The sequence below is a fragment of the Speluncibacter jeojiensis genome, assembly GCF_029589495.1.
Classification (GTDB): Bacteria; Actinomycetota; Actinomycetes; order Mycobacteriales; family Mycobacteriaceae; genus Speluncibacter; species Speluncibacter jeojiensis.
This window is the reverse complement of sequence record NZ_JAAIVF010000001.1, coordinates 1322823-1338622: the sequence shown is the minus strand read 5'-3', so window position 1 is coordinate 1338622 and position 15800 is coordinate 1322823. Positions and strand designations below refer to the sequence as shown.

Annotated in this window: 15 protein-coding genes; 7 read left to right on the top strand and 8 right to left on the bottom strand. The window is 70.8% G+C overall.

The features are described from left to right. Window positions 1–375: an RNA-binding S4 domain-containing protein gene (locus G4X40_RS05830; protein ID WP_277830784.1), complete on the top strand. Its 375-nt coding sequence runs from the start codon at window positions 1–3 to the stop codon at window positions 373–375. Here G4X40_RS05830 and G4X40_RS05825 read toward each other — a convergent pair. Beyond that, window positions 372–1280 carry a hypothetical protein gene (locus G4X40_RS05825; RefSeq protein ID WP_277830782.1) on the bottom strand — a complete coding sequence of 303 codons (909 nt, stop codon included), beginning with the start codon at window positions 1278–1280 and terminating at the stop codon, window positions 372–374. The genes G4X40_RS05830 and G4X40_RS05825 overlap by 4 nt on opposite strands. A gap of 47 nt (window positions 1281–1327) precedes the next feature. After that, window positions 1328–1648 carry a GYD domain-containing protein gene (locus G4X40_RS05820; protein ID WP_277830781.1) on the bottom strand — a complete coding sequence of 107 codons (321 nt, stop codon included), beginning with the start codon at window positions 1646–1648 and terminating at the stop codon, window positions 1328–1330. 278 nt (window positions 1649–1926) lie between these two features. Here G4X40_RS05820 and G4X40_RS05815 point away from each other — a divergent pair, with 278 nt between their 5' ends. After that, a complete protein-coding gene (locus G4X40_RS05815) occupies window positions 1927–3363 on the top strand; it encodes an FAD-dependent oxidoreductase (protein WP_277830780.1) in 1437 nt (478 codons plus the stop codon). A 39-nt stretch (window positions 3364–3402) separates the two neighbouring features. Here G4X40_RS05815 and G4X40_RS05810 read toward each other — a convergent pair whose 3' ends face one another. Then, window positions 3403–4311 carry a class I SAM-dependent methyltransferase gene (locus G4X40_RS05810; protein ID WP_277830779.1) on the bottom strand — a complete coding sequence of 303 codons (909 nt, stop codon included), beginning with the start codon at window positions 4309–4311 and terminating at the stop codon, window positions 3403–3405. 151 nt (window positions 4312–4462) lie between these two features. Between G4X40_RS05810 and G4X40_RS05805 the strand changes: the two genes are divergently transcribed. Together G4X40_RS05805 and G4X40_RS05800 are read left to right on the top strand one after the other, a co-directional pair. After that, entirely contained in the window at window positions 4463–5650 is a 1188-nt protein-coding gene (locus G4X40_RS05805; RefSeq protein WP_277830778.1) for an ATP-binding protein, read from the top strand. A gap of 113 nt (window positions 5651–5763) precedes the next feature. Then, the gene (locus G4X40_RS05800; RefSeq protein ID WP_277830777.1) at window positions 5764–6852 is read left to right on the top strand and encodes a VIT1/CCC1 transporter family protein; all 1089 of its coding nucleotides are present in this window, start codon (window positions 5764–5766) and stop codon (window positions 6850–6852) included. Here the strand turns inward: G4X40_RS05800 and G4X40_RS05795 are convergent. Beyond that, on the bottom strand, window positions 6813–7481 hold the full coding sequence (locus G4X40_RS05795; protein ID WP_277830775.1) for a TetR/AcrR family transcriptional regulator: 669 nt from the start codon (window positions 7479–7481) through the stop codon (window positions 6813–6815). The two genes, G4X40_RS05800 and G4X40_RS05795, sit on opposite strands and share 40 nt — an antisense overlap. A 161-nt stretch (window positions 7482–7642) precedes the next feature. Here G4X40_RS05795 and G4X40_RS05790 point away from each other — a divergent pair, with 161 nt between their 5' ends. Next, window positions 7643–9097, top strand: a complete 1455-nt coding sequence (locus tag G4X40_RS05790; RefSeq protein ID WP_277830774.1) for an MFS transporter — start codon at window positions 7643–7645, stop codon at window positions 9095–9097. Between the two features lie 25 nt (window positions 9098–9122). On the opposite strand, the gene G4X40_RS05785 is transcribed toward G4X40_RS05790, so the two are convergent. From G4X40_RS05785 to G4X40_RS05770, 4 genes are read right to left on the bottom strand one after another with little or no spacing between them, the layout of a single operon-like run. Further along, complete coding sequence (locus G4X40_RS05785) at window positions 9123–9890, bottom strand: HAD-IIA family hydrolase (RefSeq protein WP_277831305.1); 768 nt, start codon at window positions 9888–9890, stop codon at window positions 9123–9125. Between the two features lie 49 nt (window positions 9891–9939). Next, the gene (locus G4X40_RS05780) at window positions 9940–10473 is read right to left on the bottom strand and encodes a GreA/GreB family elongation factor (RefSeq protein ID WP_277830773.1); all 534 of its coding nucleotides are present in this window, start codon (window positions 10471–10473) and stop codon (window positions 9940–9942) included. Between the two features lie 47 nt (window positions 10474–10520). Further along, on the bottom strand, window positions 10521–11510 hold the full coding sequence (locus G4X40_RS05775) for a GAF domain-containing protein (protein WP_277830772.1): 990 nt from the start codon (window positions 11508–11510) through the stop codon (window positions 10521–10523). 26 nt (window positions 11511–11536) lie between these two features. Then, window positions 11537–12949: a cytochrome P450 gene (locus G4X40_RS05770; RefSeq protein ID WP_277830771.1), complete on the bottom strand. Its 1413-nt coding sequence runs from the start codon at window positions 12947–12949 to the stop codon at window positions 11537–11539. A 501-nt stretch (window positions 12950–13450) separates the two neighbouring features. On the opposite strand from G4X40_RS05770, the gene G4X40_RS05765 reads away from it, so the two are divergent. Then, window positions 13451–14686 (top strand): acyl-CoA dehydrogenase family protein, encoded by a 1236-nt coding sequence (locus G4X40_RS05765; protein ID WP_277830769.1) that lies wholly within the window; start codon window positions 13451–13453, stop codon window positions 14684–14686. 120 nt (window positions 14687–14806) lie between these two features. Beyond that, window positions 14807–15655, top strand: coding sequence for a 3-hydroxybutyryl-CoA dehydrogenase (locus tag G4X40_RS05760; protein ID WP_277830767.1), 849 nt, complete (start codon window positions 14807–14809; stop codon window positions 15653–15655). Window positions 15656–15800 lie beyond the last annotated feature (145 nt).

The following is a 15800-nucleotide window of genomic DNA, read 5'->3' as shown; positions in this document are numbered from 1 at the left end:
GTGACGACCGGGACCGACACCGTACGCGTGGACAGCTGGACCTGGGCCGTGCGTCTGTTCAAGACGCGGTCGGCCGCCGCGGCCGCGTGCCGATCCGGTCATGTGCGGGTCAACGGTTCGACCGCCAAACCGGCACAACCGGTGCGCGCCGGTGACGAGGTGCGGGTACGCGGCGCCGGGCACGAGCGGATCGTCGAGGTCACCAAAACCATCAGCAAGCGCGTCGGCCCGGCGATCGCGGCCGAATGCCTGGTCGACCACAGCCCGCCGCCCCCGCCGACGGAGATCCAGATGGCTGCTCCCCGGCGCGACCGGGGTGCGGGCAGGCCGACAAAGCGGGAGCGCCGCGAGATCGATCAGCTGCGCGGCCGCTAGCGAGGCGACCGGGTGAACGGCAGGTTGGTGCCGCACAGCACCGCGGCGGGACCGGTCAGCGTGCACGGGGGCGTCGTCGACCGATAGGTGACCACGATCTGCGGTTGCCTGCCCGGCCCGGCCGGCGCGAGGGTGCCGCCGGCCGGGACCAGCGAGGATCCACCGCCCCCACCGCCGCCGGAGTCGGCCGCGTTGCTGCCGCCGCGTCCCGCTCCGCCTCCGCCGCCGCCGAACAGCCCGCCGCCGCCCCCGCCGCCGAGCGCCGCCGCACCGTTTCCGCCGATCCACGCAGACCCTGCTCCGCCCGGATCCGGCAGGATGCCGCCGGTGGTCGTGGCGGCCGCGCCGCCGCCGCCCGGGACGTCCCCGGCGGGACTCGGAATTCCGGGCGAGCCGGGTTGGCCCGCGGCTCCGCCCGCTCCGCCCGCACCGCCACCGATTCCGCCGCCGCCCCCGCCGCCGCCCGCCGCGACCAACAGGCGGGTCGAGGTGGAGGTCGGGTGGGTCGCCGAGACAGTCCGCACGTCCGAGGAGCCCCCGCCGTCACCGCCTGCCTGCCCGGAATCGCCACTGTTCGGCCAGCCGCCGTCAACGCCGTTGCCGCCGATCTCTATGTACAGCGTGTGCATCCCCGCGACCGGGACATCGCCGGTCACCATCGCGCCCAGACCGCCCGCTCCGCCCCGTGAGGCGATCTCCGGGCCGGCACCGGGCGCTCCGGCGCCGCCGACGGCGACGACGTGCACGGTGTCGACCCCGGCCGGAATCTCCAGGACCTGTTCGGCCCGGATCGCGTGGTACGTGCAGGTGACGAGCCCCGCGCCCGCGTCGAGCGTGCAGGCCGGTGCGGGCCGGCCCGCCGCGGCGGTGGCAGGGGCGACCAGCGCTCCACCAGCGGTCACCATGGCGAATGCGGCTGTGAGCCAGGTACTTCGACCCGCCGGCAAGTGCCTCACCGGCCAGGTGGGCGGTAGTCGGCGGTCCGCTGCGCGGCGTCGTCGACCTGTTCGGGCGTCAGCAGCGAGACGGTGTGGGTCCGGGCGGCGCCACTGGCTGCGGTGCGGATGCTCAACGATGCCGCTGCGACGTCGTCGGGCGCGGATCCGATCACATACAGGTCGTGACCGCCGAAGCCGTAGTGGCAGCTCTCGACCGTGCCGCCGACGCTCTCGACCATCGCGGTGAGGGCGTCGCGCCGTGCGCTGCCGCCCTCGGCGAGCAGGCCGCTCGCGCCCTCGGCGGTGTAGGTGACCTGCCACAGATACTTGGGCATGACCTTGTCCCTCGGCTCGGATTACAGGTGTCTTCATGGTGCCCCTGTTCGGGCGGCCGAGTGGTCGATACGGAGCAATTACCGCACACCGACGCTACGGGAATCTAGCCGTGTCTAGTCGTGACGCGAGAAATGCGGATACAGGCCTGAATTCGCCCACCGGCACGGCTGCATCGACGGTTCCCGCTGATCGGGAGAACTGCTGATCCTCTGTGCCCGCCGCGCACACGATGGCGGGGACCGAAGGCAGACCGGCGGGCCGGCGAAAGGGACTCGACATGGGCGGCAAGGGGTTCGACGAGGAATTCGACGTGGTGGTCCTGGGCGCCGGGGCGGCCGGCGCCGCCGCGGCACTCGGCGCACGGCAGTCCGGTGCGCGGGTGCTGGTGCTGGACAAGGCCGATGAGTCGACGGCAGGCGGCAACACCCGGGTGTCCGGCTCCGGATGGTTCATCAACCGCGACCCGGAGCGGTCCAAGGTGTTCCTGCGGGCGCTGTGCGGGCCGTATCCGGTCGCCGAGGACGTCGTCGAGACCTGGGCGGTCGAGACCGCACGGAACTCGGACTGGATGCGCGCGCTCGGCGCGCCGGTCGGCCAGAGCGCGCAGTACCACACCGAAGCGGAATACCTCGACGCCGACGGCAGCGACTGCTATGCCGGAATGGACACCGTCGGAGGACGGATGGGCGAGGGCCTGCTGTACGACTTCCTCGCCGGGGCCGTCGCCGAGCACGGCATCGAGATCCGCTACGCCACCCCGGCCCACGAGTTGGTCACCGACCAGACCGGTGTGACGGGTGTGCAGACGGCCGACGGTCGCCGCATCGGGGCTCGCGGCGGGGTGGTGCTGGCCACCGGCGGGTTCGCGGCGAACCCGGCGATGGTGCGCGACTACCTGCGGCTGACCGACCCGCCGATCTGGGGCTCGCCGCACGCGACCGGCGACGGCCACCGGTTGGCGCAGCGTGTCGGGGCGGACCTGTGGCACATGGACAACATGATGACGATCACCGGGATGCGCGTCGACGAGGGGCCGGGCCTGTACCTGGCGTTGTGGGGAGCCCACCACTACCTGTTCGTCGACCCCGACGGTCGGCGGTTCGTCGACGAGACCGCGCAGAACCGGCACGGGCACATCCGCCGGGGCGGCGCCTACGAGCACTTTCCGCTGCGGCCGTTCCATCTGGTCTTCGACGAGCGGATGCGGGCGGCCGGCCCGCTCAGCCCGACCCGCGAGGTCCTGCCGGTCGGCTGGAAGCTGCTGATGGAGGACTTCCGGTGGAGCGCGGACAACACCGCAGAGATCGAGCGCGGATGGATCCGCCGGGCGGACACGGTCGGCGAGCTGGCGGCGCTGATCGGCGCCGACCCCGGCACGCTCGAACGCACTGTCGCGCTGTACAACCGGGCCTGCGCGGACGGCCGCGACGACCAGTTCGGGCGGTCGCCGGACACGCTCGGCCCGGTGTCCGAGCCTCCCTTCTACGTTCTCGACGTGGCGCCGCTGCTGGGCTGGAGCAACGGCGGACCGCGCCGGGACGGCCGTGCCCGGGTGCTCGACACCGACGGCGCGGCGATCGACGGGCTGTACGCGGCGGGCGAGATCAGCTCGACCTACAGCTGGGCGAAGGACGGCGGGTTCCACATCGCCGATGCGCTCGCGTTCGGCCGGGTGGCGGGACGTGAGGCCGCCGGGCGCGCGGTGGTCGGGTAGACCGCGCGGCGCGCCGACCGGGCCGAACCCCGTGGGCTGTCAGCCCAGAGTCGCCGTCATCAGATTGTGCCGGCCGATGGCGGCGTCGGCGTCGGCGGGGAACGACCGTCCCAGTTCGGTGAGCACACGGGTCGCGTCGGTGCGCGTCACAATCCAGCCACGCTCGGCGAACCACTCCGCCGGGTCGCTGCGTCCGTCGTTCGGGTACCACAGTTGGCCGACGTCCAGATCGAGGCCGAGCTGCGCCAGCACCCGGGCCCGCGTCTGCTGCGTGGCCTGCTCGGCTGTTTCGAGGGAGAAGTTCGCGGCGATCCGGCTGCCCGGGGCGCTCAGCTGGATCACGTTGTCGAACAGGCGGTCCTGCGCCTCGGCCGGCAGATACCGCAGCAGTCCCTCGGTCAGCCAGGCGGTCGGCCGCGCGGGGTCGAATCCGTCGGCGAGCAGCGCTGCGGGCCAGTCCTGACGCAGGTCGACGGCGACCGTGCGCAGCTCGGCGAGTGGCTCGACGCCGTGCTCGGCCAGCGTGGCCGACTTGAACTCGAGCACCTTCGGCTGATCGATCTCGAACACCGTGGTGCCGGTCGGCCATTCCAGCCGATAGGCGCGTGCGTCGAGCCCGGACGCCAGGATCACGATCTGCCGCAGGCCGGCTGCGGTGGCATCGCGGAAGTAGCCGTCGAAGTAGCAGGTCCGGGCGACCATGAACCCGCCCATGACGGCCCGCACCCGCACCGCCGTCTGGCCCTCCCCCGCGCCTTCGGGCTCGGCCGTGGCGTCGATCAGGCGACCGAATCGCTCCGGGTCGGCCGCCCGCACCAGCAGTTCGGCGCACGGATCCCGGAACAGCGCATCGGCTCGGCGGGTCTCGACCGCGCGCATCGCGGCCACCCCGATGGCGGTCACGCCCACGCTCGTCGTGATGTCCCAGGTGTCGTCGTCGGTTCGCATGGCGTTTTCCTTCCGGCCCGCCGTTCTCCTCGATCCAGTGTGCCCGGACCGCGGGCCGGGTGTCGAGATCGGGCGACCGCCGGCGACGAAATCCGGGACACGCGCCGGATCGCCGTCGAATTCGGCCGGGGCGTTGCTACGTTCGGTCACCATGGACCCCGTACGGAATCCGTACGCGCCGGGTGCAGGCCAGCGGCCCCCGGAGCTTGCCGGCCGGGAACGTCAGCTCGACGCCTTCGACGTGGTGCTCGAGCGGGTGGCGCGCGGCCGTCCGGAGCGCAGCGTGATGCTCACGGGACTGCGCGGCGTCGGGAAGACGGTGCTGCTCAACCAGTTGCGGTCCGCGGCCATCGCGCGCCGTTGGGGCACAGGGAAGATCGAGGCGCGTCCGGATCAGGAGCTGCGGCGACCGCTCTCCTCCGCGTTGCACATGGCGGTGCGGGAGATCGGTGCCGCACACCGCGATCCGGAACAGGTGGAGCATTTTCTCGGGGTGCTCAAGTCGTTCGCGTTACGGGCCACCGCCGACAAGGGCATGCGTGAACGTTGGCAGCCCGGCATCGACGCGGTCGCGGTGAAGGGCCGTGCGGACTCCGGCGACATCGAGATCGACCTTGTCGAGTTGTTGGTCGACGCGGCGGCGCTGGCGCGGGACGTGGGCGTGGGGATCGCGATCTTCATCGACGAGATGCAGGACCTCGGCGCGGCGGACGTCGCGGCGATCTGCGGGGCGTGCCACGAGCTGAGTCAGGACGCGGCGCCGCTGATCGTCGTGGGCGCGGGGCTGCCGCACCTGCCGGCTGTGCTGTCGGCGTCGAAGAGCTATTCGGAGCGCCTGTTCGGCTACCACCGGATCGACCGGCTGGACCGGGCGGCGGCCGACCGTGCGCTGATCGCGCCGGCCGAGCGCGAGGAGGTCAAGTTCACCGACGGCGCGCTCGAGGCGCTGTACGCGGTGGCCGACGGCTACCCGTACTTCGTGCAGGCCTACGGGAAGGCGACGTGGGACCTCGCGGCCGCCAGTCCCGTCGCCGAGGACGACGTGCGCAGGGCCGCACCGGTGGCCGAGGAGGAGTTGGCGGTGGGATTCTTCGGGTCCCGCTACGAGCGGGCCACGCCGGCCGAGCGCGAGTACATGCGTGCGATGGCGGACCTGTCGGGCGACGACGGTCCGGTCGGCACCGCGGCGATCGCGGGGCTGCTGGGGCGCAAGCCCGCCTCGCTGTCGCCTGCGCGGGACGGGCTGATCAAGAAGGGCCTGATCTATTCGGCCGAGCGCGGATCGATCGGGTTCACAGTGCCGCACTTCGGCCGGTACCTGCGGGCCCAGTCCGACTGATCTGTACCGGTGTCTGGTCGTTTCTAGCGTTGATGCAAGACAATCCGAGATTCGGCAATTCATCGGTGCGTGAACCCCGCGAAGGGCACCGGGGCTGGGTAGCGTTGGCAGCCATGAGCAGACCCGACGGGGACAGGCCCGAACCGCTTCGGGCGCAACCGCAGGACCTGCGCCGGTGGCGTCGGCACCTGGCCGACGAACGGGCCGAGGCCTCGGTGTACCGCAACCTGTCGACGCGGTTCACCGGCGAGGAGCGCGAGATCCTGCTCGGGCTCGCCGAGGCCGAGGAGCGGCACATCGCGCACTGGGAGGGTCTGCTCGGGGAGGAGATCGGCAGGCCGCGGCGCGCGGCGCTGCGGATCCGGCTGCTGGCCTTGCTGGCCCGCTGGTTCGGGTCGGTCTTCGTGCTCGCGCTCGCACAGCGCGCCGAGACCAACTCGCCCTACGACACCGACGCCGACGCCACGCCGGCGATGGCCGCCGACGAACGCGTCCACGAGGAGGTGCTGCGCGGGCTCGCGGCGCGCGGACGCGCCCGGGTGTCGGGCACCTTCCGGGCCGCGGTGTTCGGTGCCAACGACGGCTTGGTCAGCAACATGGCGCTGGTGCTGGGCGTCAGCGGTGGCGGGGTCGACACGCAGACCGTGCTGCTCACCGGCATCGCCGGGCTGCTGGCCGGCGCATTGTCGATGGCGGCCGGCGAATACATCTCGGTACGCTCGCAGCGGGAACTGCTGGCGGCCTCTGCACCCGGTACGGACGCCGCGAAGATCGTGCCACACCTGGACGTCGACGCCAACGAACTCGCACTGGTGTACCGCGCGCGGGGAATGGCCGCCGACGAGGCGCAGGAGCGTGCCGATGCGGCGCTCGCGGGCATCGCGGTGGAGTCGGGTGCGGTCGGCGGCGAGTCCCACGAGGTCGTCGGGACCGCGGTCAAGGCGGCGTTGTCGAGCTTCTGCTTCTTCGCGTCCGGCGCGCTGATCCCGGTGCTGCCGTTCCTGTTCGGCGCGCACGGCGCGACCGGGATCGTGATCGCCGCGGTGCTCACCGGGATCGCGCTGATGGTCACCGGCGGCGTGGTCGGCATCCTGTCGGGTGGGTCGCCGCTGCAGCGCGGTCTGCGGCAGCTGGCGATCGGCGCGGGGGCCGCGGCGATCACCTATGTGCTGGGTCTGGCGGTCGGCGGCGCGATCGGCTGAGCATCGGGCGCCCGGTCGGCCGGGTGGTCGCAGTAGATCATCCGGAGGGTGGTCTCGGTCATGGCGTCGACGAGCCGGTCGTCGTCGTACTCGTCCGGGCTCACCACCGCCTGCGCGAACATCGAGTTGCGCAGGGTGAGGATCATCCGCGCAGCCAGATCGGGGTCGGCGACCCGGGCGCGGCCGGCGGCGCACTCGCGCTCGATGCGGTCGCGCAGCTGTGACCAGCTCGCGGTCATGATGCGGTCGCGGATCTTGCGGACCTCGCGGTCCGGGTCGGGCACGGCGAGCGCCTCGGTCAGCCAGAGGCCATCGGTGCGCCAGCGCGCCAGCGAGCCCGCCAAGCCGGACCGCAGCGCAGCCCGGTCCGGGCCGTCGGCCGCGAGCCAGGCGGCCATGTCGACCTCGCCCTCACCGATGATCTCGTCGCACAGCGCGGCCAGGATCGCCTGCTTCGAGTCGAAGTAGAAGTAGAACCCCGGCCGGGCGATGCCGGCGGCGGCCGCCAGTTCGTCGATGGTGATCTTGCGAATCGGCTTGGTGCGCAAGAGCGCGCGAGCGGCCTCGATGAGTGCGCGTTCCCGCTGGTCACCCTTGCTCAGACCGCGTCTGCTCCCGCTCGCCGACATGCCCCCACCCTATGTGCCCCGTGGGTGAGTTGCGGGGTCCGGACCCCGCAACTCACCCACGGGAGCGGTGCCAAACGTCACGTTGATATAAATCGACGTTGTGTTGATTCCGTCGGGTGTGCGCCGTACCGTCGGATGGTTCCGTCGCTGAGGAGATGCACATGAGCACGACTTCCACGGCCGCTGCGCCCCCCATTCCGCCGTCCACCCCGGCGGGCCGCGTGTCGCGGTGGACCCTGCCGACCCTCGCCTATGCGGTGCTGGTCGTCTCCGCCCTGCAGACGCTCGTGGTGCCGATCGTGCACGACATCGGGGCGACCCTGGGCAGCTCGCCGAGCGCGGCCGGCTGGGTGGTCACCGCGAACCTGCTCGCGGCTGCGGTGATGACGCCGTTGCTGGGCCGGCTCGGCGACGTCCGCGGCCGCCGGCCGGTCCTGATCGGCATCCTGATCGCGATGGTGGCCGGATCCGTTCTCGCGGCCGCGACCAGTTCGCTCGTGCTGCTGCTGGTCGCGCGGGTGCTGCAGGGCGCGAGCTACGGCATCTTCCCCCTGGCGATCGGCGTGCTGCGCGACGAGCTGCCGGCGCGCAAGCTGACCGCGGCGATGGCGGTGGTCAGCGGCTGCCTGGCGATCGGCGGCGGCGTGGGCCTGGTCGCGACCGGGCTGCTGACCGTCGACCACGGCGACTATCACCGGGTGTTCTGGCTGTCGGTCGTGCTCAGCATCATCGCGCTGGTCACCACGGCGGGGTTCGTTCCCCGCCGCCGCCCCACCGTCGAAGGATCGGTGGACTGGCTCGGCGGCACCGTGTTGGGTGCGGCGCTGGTGTTGCTGCTGCTGCCGCTGTCGCAGGGCAACGACTGGGGCTGGGGTTCGGCCGCGACCCTGGGCTGCTTCGCCGCCTCGGCGCTGCTGTTCGCGGCGTTCGTCGCGGTGGAGAAGCGGGTGACCGACCCGCTGGTGAGCATGCGGATGATGACCCACCGCCCGATCGCCGTCACCAACATCGCGGGACTGTTCCTGGGCGCGGCCATGTTCATCGGCTTCCTCGGCGCGACCTTCCTGGTCGAGACCCCGCCGATCGTCGGCTACGGCTTCGGTGCCACCGTGCTGTCGGCCAGTGTCGTGTACCTGCTGCCCGGTTCGCTCTCGGGCATCCTGACCGCACCGATCGGCGGCCTGCTGGTCACCCGCTTCGGCGGGAAGTTCACGCTGATGGTCGCGATGCTGTGCAGCGCAGCCGGATTCGGGTTCCTGGCCGGGTGGCACGATCACAGCTGGCAGGTGATCACCGCGGCGGTCATCGTGTTCACCGGGGTGACGTTCGGTTACGCGGCCATGCCCGCGCTGCTCGTCGAGCAGGTCACCCCCGCCGAGACCGGGATCGCGAACAGCGTCAACTCGATCGCGCGCTCGACCGGATCGTCGATCGCCAGCGCGCTGGTCGCGACCGTGTTGACCCGAAACCTGATCCCCGGCCTGCCGGTCCCGCACGAGCAGCAGTTCGTGGTGGTGTTCCTGATCGGCACGGCCGGATGCCTGCTGGCCGCGCTCGTCGTGGCGTTCGGACTGCAGCGGACCGGCCGTGGACGGGCCGTCGTCGAGACGCGGTAGGCGGCGGAGATCTGTTCGGCCCGGATCAGTTCGGCCCGAACGGGTCGGCGGTGTGGCCCACCAGTTCCGCGACGGACTCCAGCACCAGAGTGGGTCGGTACGGGAAGCTCTCGACGGACTCGCGGGTGGATATCCCGCTGAGCACCAGGATGGTTCGCAGGCCCGCCTCCAGGCCGGAGACGACGTCGGTGTCCATACGGTCACCGATCATCAGTGTGTTCTCCGAGTGGGCGCCGATGGCGCGCAACGCCGACCGCATCATCAGCGGATTCGGCTTGCCGACGTAGTAGGGCTCGCGACCGGTGGCGCTGGTGATCAATGCCGCCACCGCGCCGGTCGCGGGCAGCGAGCCCTGCGGCGAGGGCCCCGTGGTGTCCGGATTGGTGGCGATGAAGCGGGCACCGCTCTCGACCAGCCGGATCGCGGTGGTGATGGCCTCGAACGAATAGGTGCGCGTCTCGCCGAGCACGACGTAGTCCGGATCGTGGTCGGTCAGCACGTAGCCGGCGTCGTGCAGCGCGGTCGTGAGGCCGGATTCGCCGACGACGTAGGCGGATCCGCCCGGGCGCTGGGCGGACAGGAACGTCGCGGTGGCCAGCGCGGAGGTCCAGATCGCCGACTCCGGGACGGCAAGCCCGGACTGCGCCAGGCGCGCGCACAGGTCCCGCGGGGTGCGGATCGAATTGTTGGTGAGCACGATGAACGGCGTGTCGGCGCTTTGCAATTCGTGCAGGAATTCGGCGGCGCCGGGGATCGGGTGCTCCTCCTTGACCAGCACGCCGTCCATGTCCATCAGATACGTCCACGCGGACTGTGTCGTCACGGGTCGATCTTCTCGCGGTTCAGGTGTTCTCGCCAGGCGGCTTCACCGACAGGATCTCCACCTGCTGCGGTCCGCTCGGCGTGGTGTAGGTGACGGTGTCGCCGGCGTCGTGCCCGAACAGTGCGCGCCCCAGGGGGCTGCCCGCGGTGACCGAGGCGTCGCCGTCGGCGTCGGAGATCTCGTCGGTGAGGGTCACGATGTGCAGGTCCCGGACGGTGCCGTCGGCGAAACGCACACCCACCACGGTGCCGTGCGGCAGTGCGTTCGACCCGCGCGACACCGACCCGCCGACCTCGAGCCACCGCTGTACCTCGGCGATCCGCCGCTCCAGCAGTGCGAGGGCGTTGACGCGGCCCAGTTCGTCGGCCTCGTCCGCCTCGTCGCCGAACGTGTCGCGGTTCGTGCGTTCGGCGAGCATCCGGTCGCGGCGATCGCGCAGTTCGGCCAGTTCGGCGAGAACACGTTCGCGGCCCTGGTCAGGTGCGGGTGTGGACTGGGTGCGCTTGTTCATCTCGCCCTCGCTGGTCTGCTCTGAGCGGTGTCGTGTGCTCAACGATAATCCCGCGCCCGCCGGGTATGGCGGTAATGCGCGATCGGTGATCAGTCGGGGAGGGTCATCCGCACCACCGCGAGCCGCTTGCCCATGTCGCCCGGGTAGGGGGTGATGCGCAGCAGCGTCCGGACCCAGGTGCCGCGCTGTCCGCGCAGCCGGGCCTCGGTGCCGATCTCCGCCGGGGCCTCGCGCAGGAAGCGTTCGTGGGCCGTGGTCAGCACACGGTGATCGTCCGGATGCAGGATGTCCCGGGCTCCCTGCGGCAGATCGCGCCATTGCACCCACGGCGGCGGATCGGACACCCACATCGACAGCATCGGCAGATCCAGTGCGAACAGACCGGCGTGAAAGCCGGTACCCGCCAAGGTCTCCCGCAGACCCAGCACCGACAGTGACGGTAGAGCCGGCGCCTTGACGTCCGAGATGTCGTGCCACAGCACCTGGATGCCCTCACGGCCGGGATCGACGCGAGCGCGGGCCGCGCACTGCCACAGCATGATCCGCCCGTCCGCGTGCAACACGGAGAACTCACCGAGCCATTTCCCGCCGTCGACGGGGTCGAGCGCGAGTCCCAGCAACCCCATCTCGTCGTCGAAGCGGACAGACTTGGCGAAGTACTCGGCCGGAGTGCGTTCGGGCAGGCACTCGTCCGGTTGGACCCCGGACATCAGGCACGCCTCGACGGTCTGCGCGATGACCTGACGGTGCAGCAGCCAGGAGACTCCGGAGGTGATCCGCGGCGGCGTGGGTTCCTCGTCGGGCGCGCCGACCCATACCTGGACCCCGTGCGGCTCACCGGAAGGACCGAGCACCGGATGTGCGTCGATCCGGAAGGTCGGGTGCTTGCCGCGTTCGCTGCGCCGGGTGACCGACAGCGCCTCGCCGGTCCGGCGGACCGTCTCGATCAGCGGCCCGACCCGGACGTCGGCCGCGGGGGAGAGGCGATCGGGTGACGTCCACTCCCGGCAGGTGGACCCGCGGAAGATCAGCGAGGCGCCCTCCGGCACCAGCGTCTCGACGACACTCCACTCGCCCACGACGATTCCTCCACTCGCAGTGCAGTTTACCGGCGCGGGCGCAGGCTCAGGCGGAAACCTTCCGGTTTGAGCGTCAGTTGCTCCTGGATTTTCAGCTGATAGCCGGGCTCGCCGGAGAAGTCGAACCGGCGGATGAGCAGGGCCAGCGCCAGGGTCGCCTCGTGCAGCGCGAACTGACGTCCGATGCACGACCGCGCCCCGGTGCCGAACGGCTTGTACACGTGCGCGGGCCGTCGGCGGATCTGCTCGGGGGTGAAGCGGTCGGGATCGAACGCCTCGGGGTCGGGCCCCCACGCCGGGTCCCGGTGCAGGCCGAGCAGCAGCACGAGGATCGGCTGCCCGCGCCGGAGCAGGTGCCGGCCGCCGACGACGGTGTCCTCGCGCGCTTTCCGGAAGAAGCCCGGTCCGGACGGCCACAGCCGCAGGGTCTCGCTGATCACCTGGCGGACGTAGCGCAACTTCGCGACCTGTTCGTACTCCGGCACCGCGGGTTCGTCCGGCGGCCACAGCGCGTCGACCTCGGCGCGGGCGCGGGCCAGCACCTCGGGGTGCCGGGACAGGTGATACAGCGCGAACGACAGTGCGCCCGCGGTGGTTTCGTGCCCGGCGACCAGGAACGTGATGACCTGGTTGCGGATGTTCTCGTCGTCCAGGCGTGCACCCGTCTCGGGGTCGGGGGTGTCGAGCATTGCCTGCAGCAGGTCGTCGTGGGCGGGCGCCTGCCCGGACCGGCGGCGGGCGATCACGTCGTCGACGGTGCGGTGCAGGTACGCGATGTCGCGCGGATGCTGGGCGGCAGCGCGCCTGCCGAAGATCATCCGCAGCAGCGCGACGTCGTTGGAGGTCCGGGTGACGAAGCCCAGCGCGCGGGTCATCGCGTCGACGAAGGGATCGCGGTCGGAGTCGAACGCGTGGAACGTGTAGTCGAACCCCGCCCGGCCGATGACCTCGAGCGCCAGCTTGTTCATGTCGGCCGACACGTCGACCGGGCCGGTCGCGGCGTCCCAGTGTGCGCACAGGTCCTCGACGGCCCCGAGCATCGCGCGGTGGTAGTTGCGCATGGCCGACTGGCTGAAGCTCGGCCCGAGGATGCGGTGCGCCACCGCCCAGTTGGGCTCGGAGTTGTACGCGGTGAACAGTCCGTCCCCGGCGAGGTCGCGGAGCTTGGTCAGCGGCGGCACGAGGGCCTTGGCGAATCGGGATTCGTCGAGGACCTCGGCGGCGGGGCCGGCGCCGGCGACGATGACGATCGGGTGCGCGCCGATCTTGATCTCGAAGATCGGGCCCAGTTCCCGCGCCATCACCATCTCGCGCTGGGTGGGCCGTGTCGGGTCGAGTCGGAGCAGGTCGCCGATCAGCGGCAGCCTGCCGGACGGGTGGGGCAGCGGCGCGAGCGCAGTGTGCCCGGCCCGGGTCTGCGGGTCGTCGTCGGCCGTCATGGCGTCCCAGTCTGCCCGAACACCGGGCCGAGGGACAGCCGAGCCGGGCCGCGACCCCCCTGCGCGGCCCAGCCCAGGCCCGAACCGGCGATCGACGAGGTCGGCGCGCGTGCCGCCCCCTGCGCGACACGCGACGCTGGCTCGTGGACCGCCGTCACCCCGGATCCGGATCCGGGGAGGTCATCGGTCAGCCCGTGCGAGAGGGTGCCGGGCGCGCAGGAGAGGGGCGCGCTCCGGACAGAGCTCTGCCCAGGTGACTGCGGTCTGCGTGCGACCGCGGTGTGTGCAACATGCGTGGCCGATCGACAGGCCTCGCGAGACTCCCGGACAGGAGCGCGGGATCAGGCTAGGGGGGTCGGCGGTGCAGGGGCAAACCGAGCGGGTGCTCGGGTGGTCGCGGCGTCCGCCGTCGCCCTCCCGCAAAACGAGAACGTGTTCTATATTCGAGGTGCCCGGCCGGTCCCGGCGGCGATCCCGACCCGACAAAGGTGAGTTCACGACATGTATGAGTGGTCCGAGACCGACCTGATGGTGCGCGACACCGTGCGCGCGTTCATCGACAAGGAGATCCGACCGGTCGCCGACAAGCTCGAGAGCGGTGAGCTGCCGCCCTTCGACACCATCCGCAAGCTCTACGCCACCTTCGGGCTCGACGAGATGGCCCGCGAGGCGGTGGAGAAGGCGCTCGCGCGCGAGGCCGGTGAGCCGGTCGAGGACAAGAAGAGCGAGGGCGCGGCCTTCTCCGGCGCGGGCCGGATGGGCGTGCTCCTCAACAGTGAGCTGGCGACGGTGAGCCTGGGCCTGGTCGCGTCGATGGGTGTGAGCGTCGGGCTGACCGCCGGCACCATCCGCAGCCGCGGCACCCTGGCGCAGAAGAAGCGCTGGCTGCCCGAGCTGGTCACCTTCGAGAAGGTCGGCGCGTGGGCGATCACCGAGCCCGACTCCGGGTCGGACGCGTTCGGCGGCATGAAGTCCTACGTGCGCCGCGACGGCGAGGACTACATCCTCAACGGCCAGAAGACGTTCATCACCAACGGCCCGTACGCCGACGTGATGGTCGTGTTCGCCAAGTTGGACGAGGGCGATCCGTCGGTCGACAAGCGCGATCGCAAGGTGCTCACCTTCGTGCTCGAGAAGGGTATGGAGGGCCTGACCCAGTCCAAGCCGATGAAGAAGATGGGCATGAACTCCTCGCCGACCGGCGAGCTGTTCTTCGACAACGTGCGCATCACCCCGGACCGCCTGCTCGGCGAGACCGAGGACGCCGGCAAGAAGGGTGACGGCAAGTCCAGCGCCAAGGAGTCGTTCGCGGCCGAGCGCATCGGCATCGCCTCGCTGGCCCTGGGCATCATCAACGAGTGCCACAAGCTGTCCGTCGACTACGCCAAGAACCGCAAGCTGTGGGGCAACCCGATCTCGAGCTTCCAGTTGATCCAGCTCAAGCTCGCCGAGATGGAGATCGCCCGGATCAACGTGCAGAACATGGTGTACTCGGCCATCGAGAAGACCGAGGCCGGCGAGAAGGTGTCGCTGGCGGAGGCGTCGGCGATGAAGCTGTACTCCTCGCGCGCGGCCACCGAGGTCGCGATGGAGGCCGTGCAGCTGTTCGGCGGCAACGGCTACATGAACGAGTACAAGGTCGAGCAGCTGGCCCGCGACGCCAAGTCGCTGATGATCTACGCGGGCAGCAACGAGATCCAGGTGACGCACATCGCCAAGGGGCTGCTGGCGGAGTAGCGTCCGGACCTCGCGGATGACACTCGGTGCCCGGCGGCTGGCCTGGCCAGTAGAATCGTCGGCACCGAGTGTCAACTTTGGCCGCTGTCTCGTGGCGGTTTTCCTCATGAAGGAGTGCGTGTGAATCTCGTCGGAGTCATCGGCGGCGGCACCATGGGTGCCGGCATCGCCGAGGTGTGTGCCAAGGCCGGCAGCGACGTGCTGGTCCTCGAGACCAAGCAGGAGTTCGCCGACGCGGCGCGGTCCCGGATCGAGAAGTCGATCACCAAGGGCATCTCCCGCGGCAAGATCACGCAGGAGGAGGCGGACGCCGCCATCGTCCGTGTGCGCGTGACGCTGGACATCGAGGAGTTCGCCGACTGCGATCTGGTCATCGAGGCCGCGCCGGAGATCGAGTCGCTCAAGGCCGAGATCTTCGGCAAGCTCGACAAGATCGTCAAGCCGTCGGGCATCCTGGCGACCAACACCTCGTCGATCCCCGTCATCAAGATCGCCAAGTGCACCCAGCGTCCGCAGCAGGTCGTCGGCGTGCACTTCTTCAACCCGGTGCCGGTGATGCCGCTGGTGGAGATCATCTCCACGCTGGTCACCTCGGAGGAGACCGCCGCCGCGGTCACCGAGTACGCCAAGAACACCCTGGGCAAGACGACCGTGCAGGCGGGCGACCGTTCCGGCTTCATCGTCAACGCGCTGCTGATCCCGTACCTGTGCTCGGCCATCCGCATGTTCGAGTCGGGCTACGCGACCGCCGAGGACATCGACAACGCGATGAAGGGCGGCTGCGGCTACCCGATGGGCCCGCTGACGCTGTGCGACACCGTCGGCCTGGACGTGGCGCTGGCCGCCGCGCAGTCGATGTACGACGAGTTCGGCGAGCCGCACATGGCCCCGCCGCCGCTGCTGCGCCGCATGGTCGACGCCGGCCACCTGGGCCGCAAGACCGGCCAGGGCTTCTACAGCTACCAGTAGGCACTGCCCGCTCACGAATCCGCACACTCCGCGGTCATCGGTGCACGCTGCAACGCGCGCGCCTGACCGCGGGGCGTGCGGATTCGTCGTTCGTGGGGCTGGGTGCGCGGGCCGACCTCACATTCGCGCGGTCGCGCACGTTTAC

Coding starts and splice junctions, on each gene's coding strand:
- G4X40_RS05825 (WP_277830782.1), bottom strand. CDS start 1,280: ATGGTGACCGCTGGTGGAGCGCTGGTCGCCCCTGCCACCGCCGCGGCG.
- G4X40_RS05820 (WP_277830781.1), bottom strand. CDS start 1,648: ATGCCCAAGTATCTGTGGCAGGTCACCTACACCGCCGAGGGCGCGAGC.
- G4X40_RS05815 (WP_277830780.1), top strand. CDS start 1,927: ATGGGCGGCAAGGGGTTCGACGAGGAATTCGACGTGGTGGTCCTGGGC.
- G4X40_RS05810 (WP_277830779.1), bottom strand. CDS start 4,311: ATGCGAACCGACGACGACACCTGGGACATCACGACGAGCGTGGGCGTG.
- G4X40_RS05805 (WP_277830778.1), top strand. CDS start 4,463: ATGGACCCCGTACGGAATCCGTACGCGCCGGGTGCAGGCCAGCGGCCC.
- G4X40_RS05800 (WP_277830777.1), top strand. CDS start 5,764: ATGAGCAGACCCGACGGGGACAGGCCCGAACCGCTTCGGGCGCAACCG.
- G4X40_RS05795 (WP_277830775.1), bottom strand. CDS start 7,481: ATGTCGGCGAGCGGGAGCAGACGCGGTCTGAGCAAGGGTGACCAGCGG.
- G4X40_RS05790 (WP_277830774.1), top strand. CDS start 7,643: ATGAGCACGACTTCCACGGCCGCTGCGCCCCCCATTCCGCCGTCCACC.
- G4X40_RS05785 (WP_277831305.1), bottom strand. CDS start 9,890: ATGGACATGGACGGCGTGCTGGTCAAGGAGGAGCACCCGATCCCCGGC.
- G4X40_RS05770 (WP_277830771.1), bottom strand. CDS start 12,949: ATGACGGCCGACGACGACCCGCAGACCCGGGCCGGGCACACTGCGCTC.
- G4X40_RS05765 (WP_277830769.1), top strand. CDS start 13,451: ATGTATGAGTGGTCCGAGACCGACCTGATGGTGCGCGACACCGTGCGC.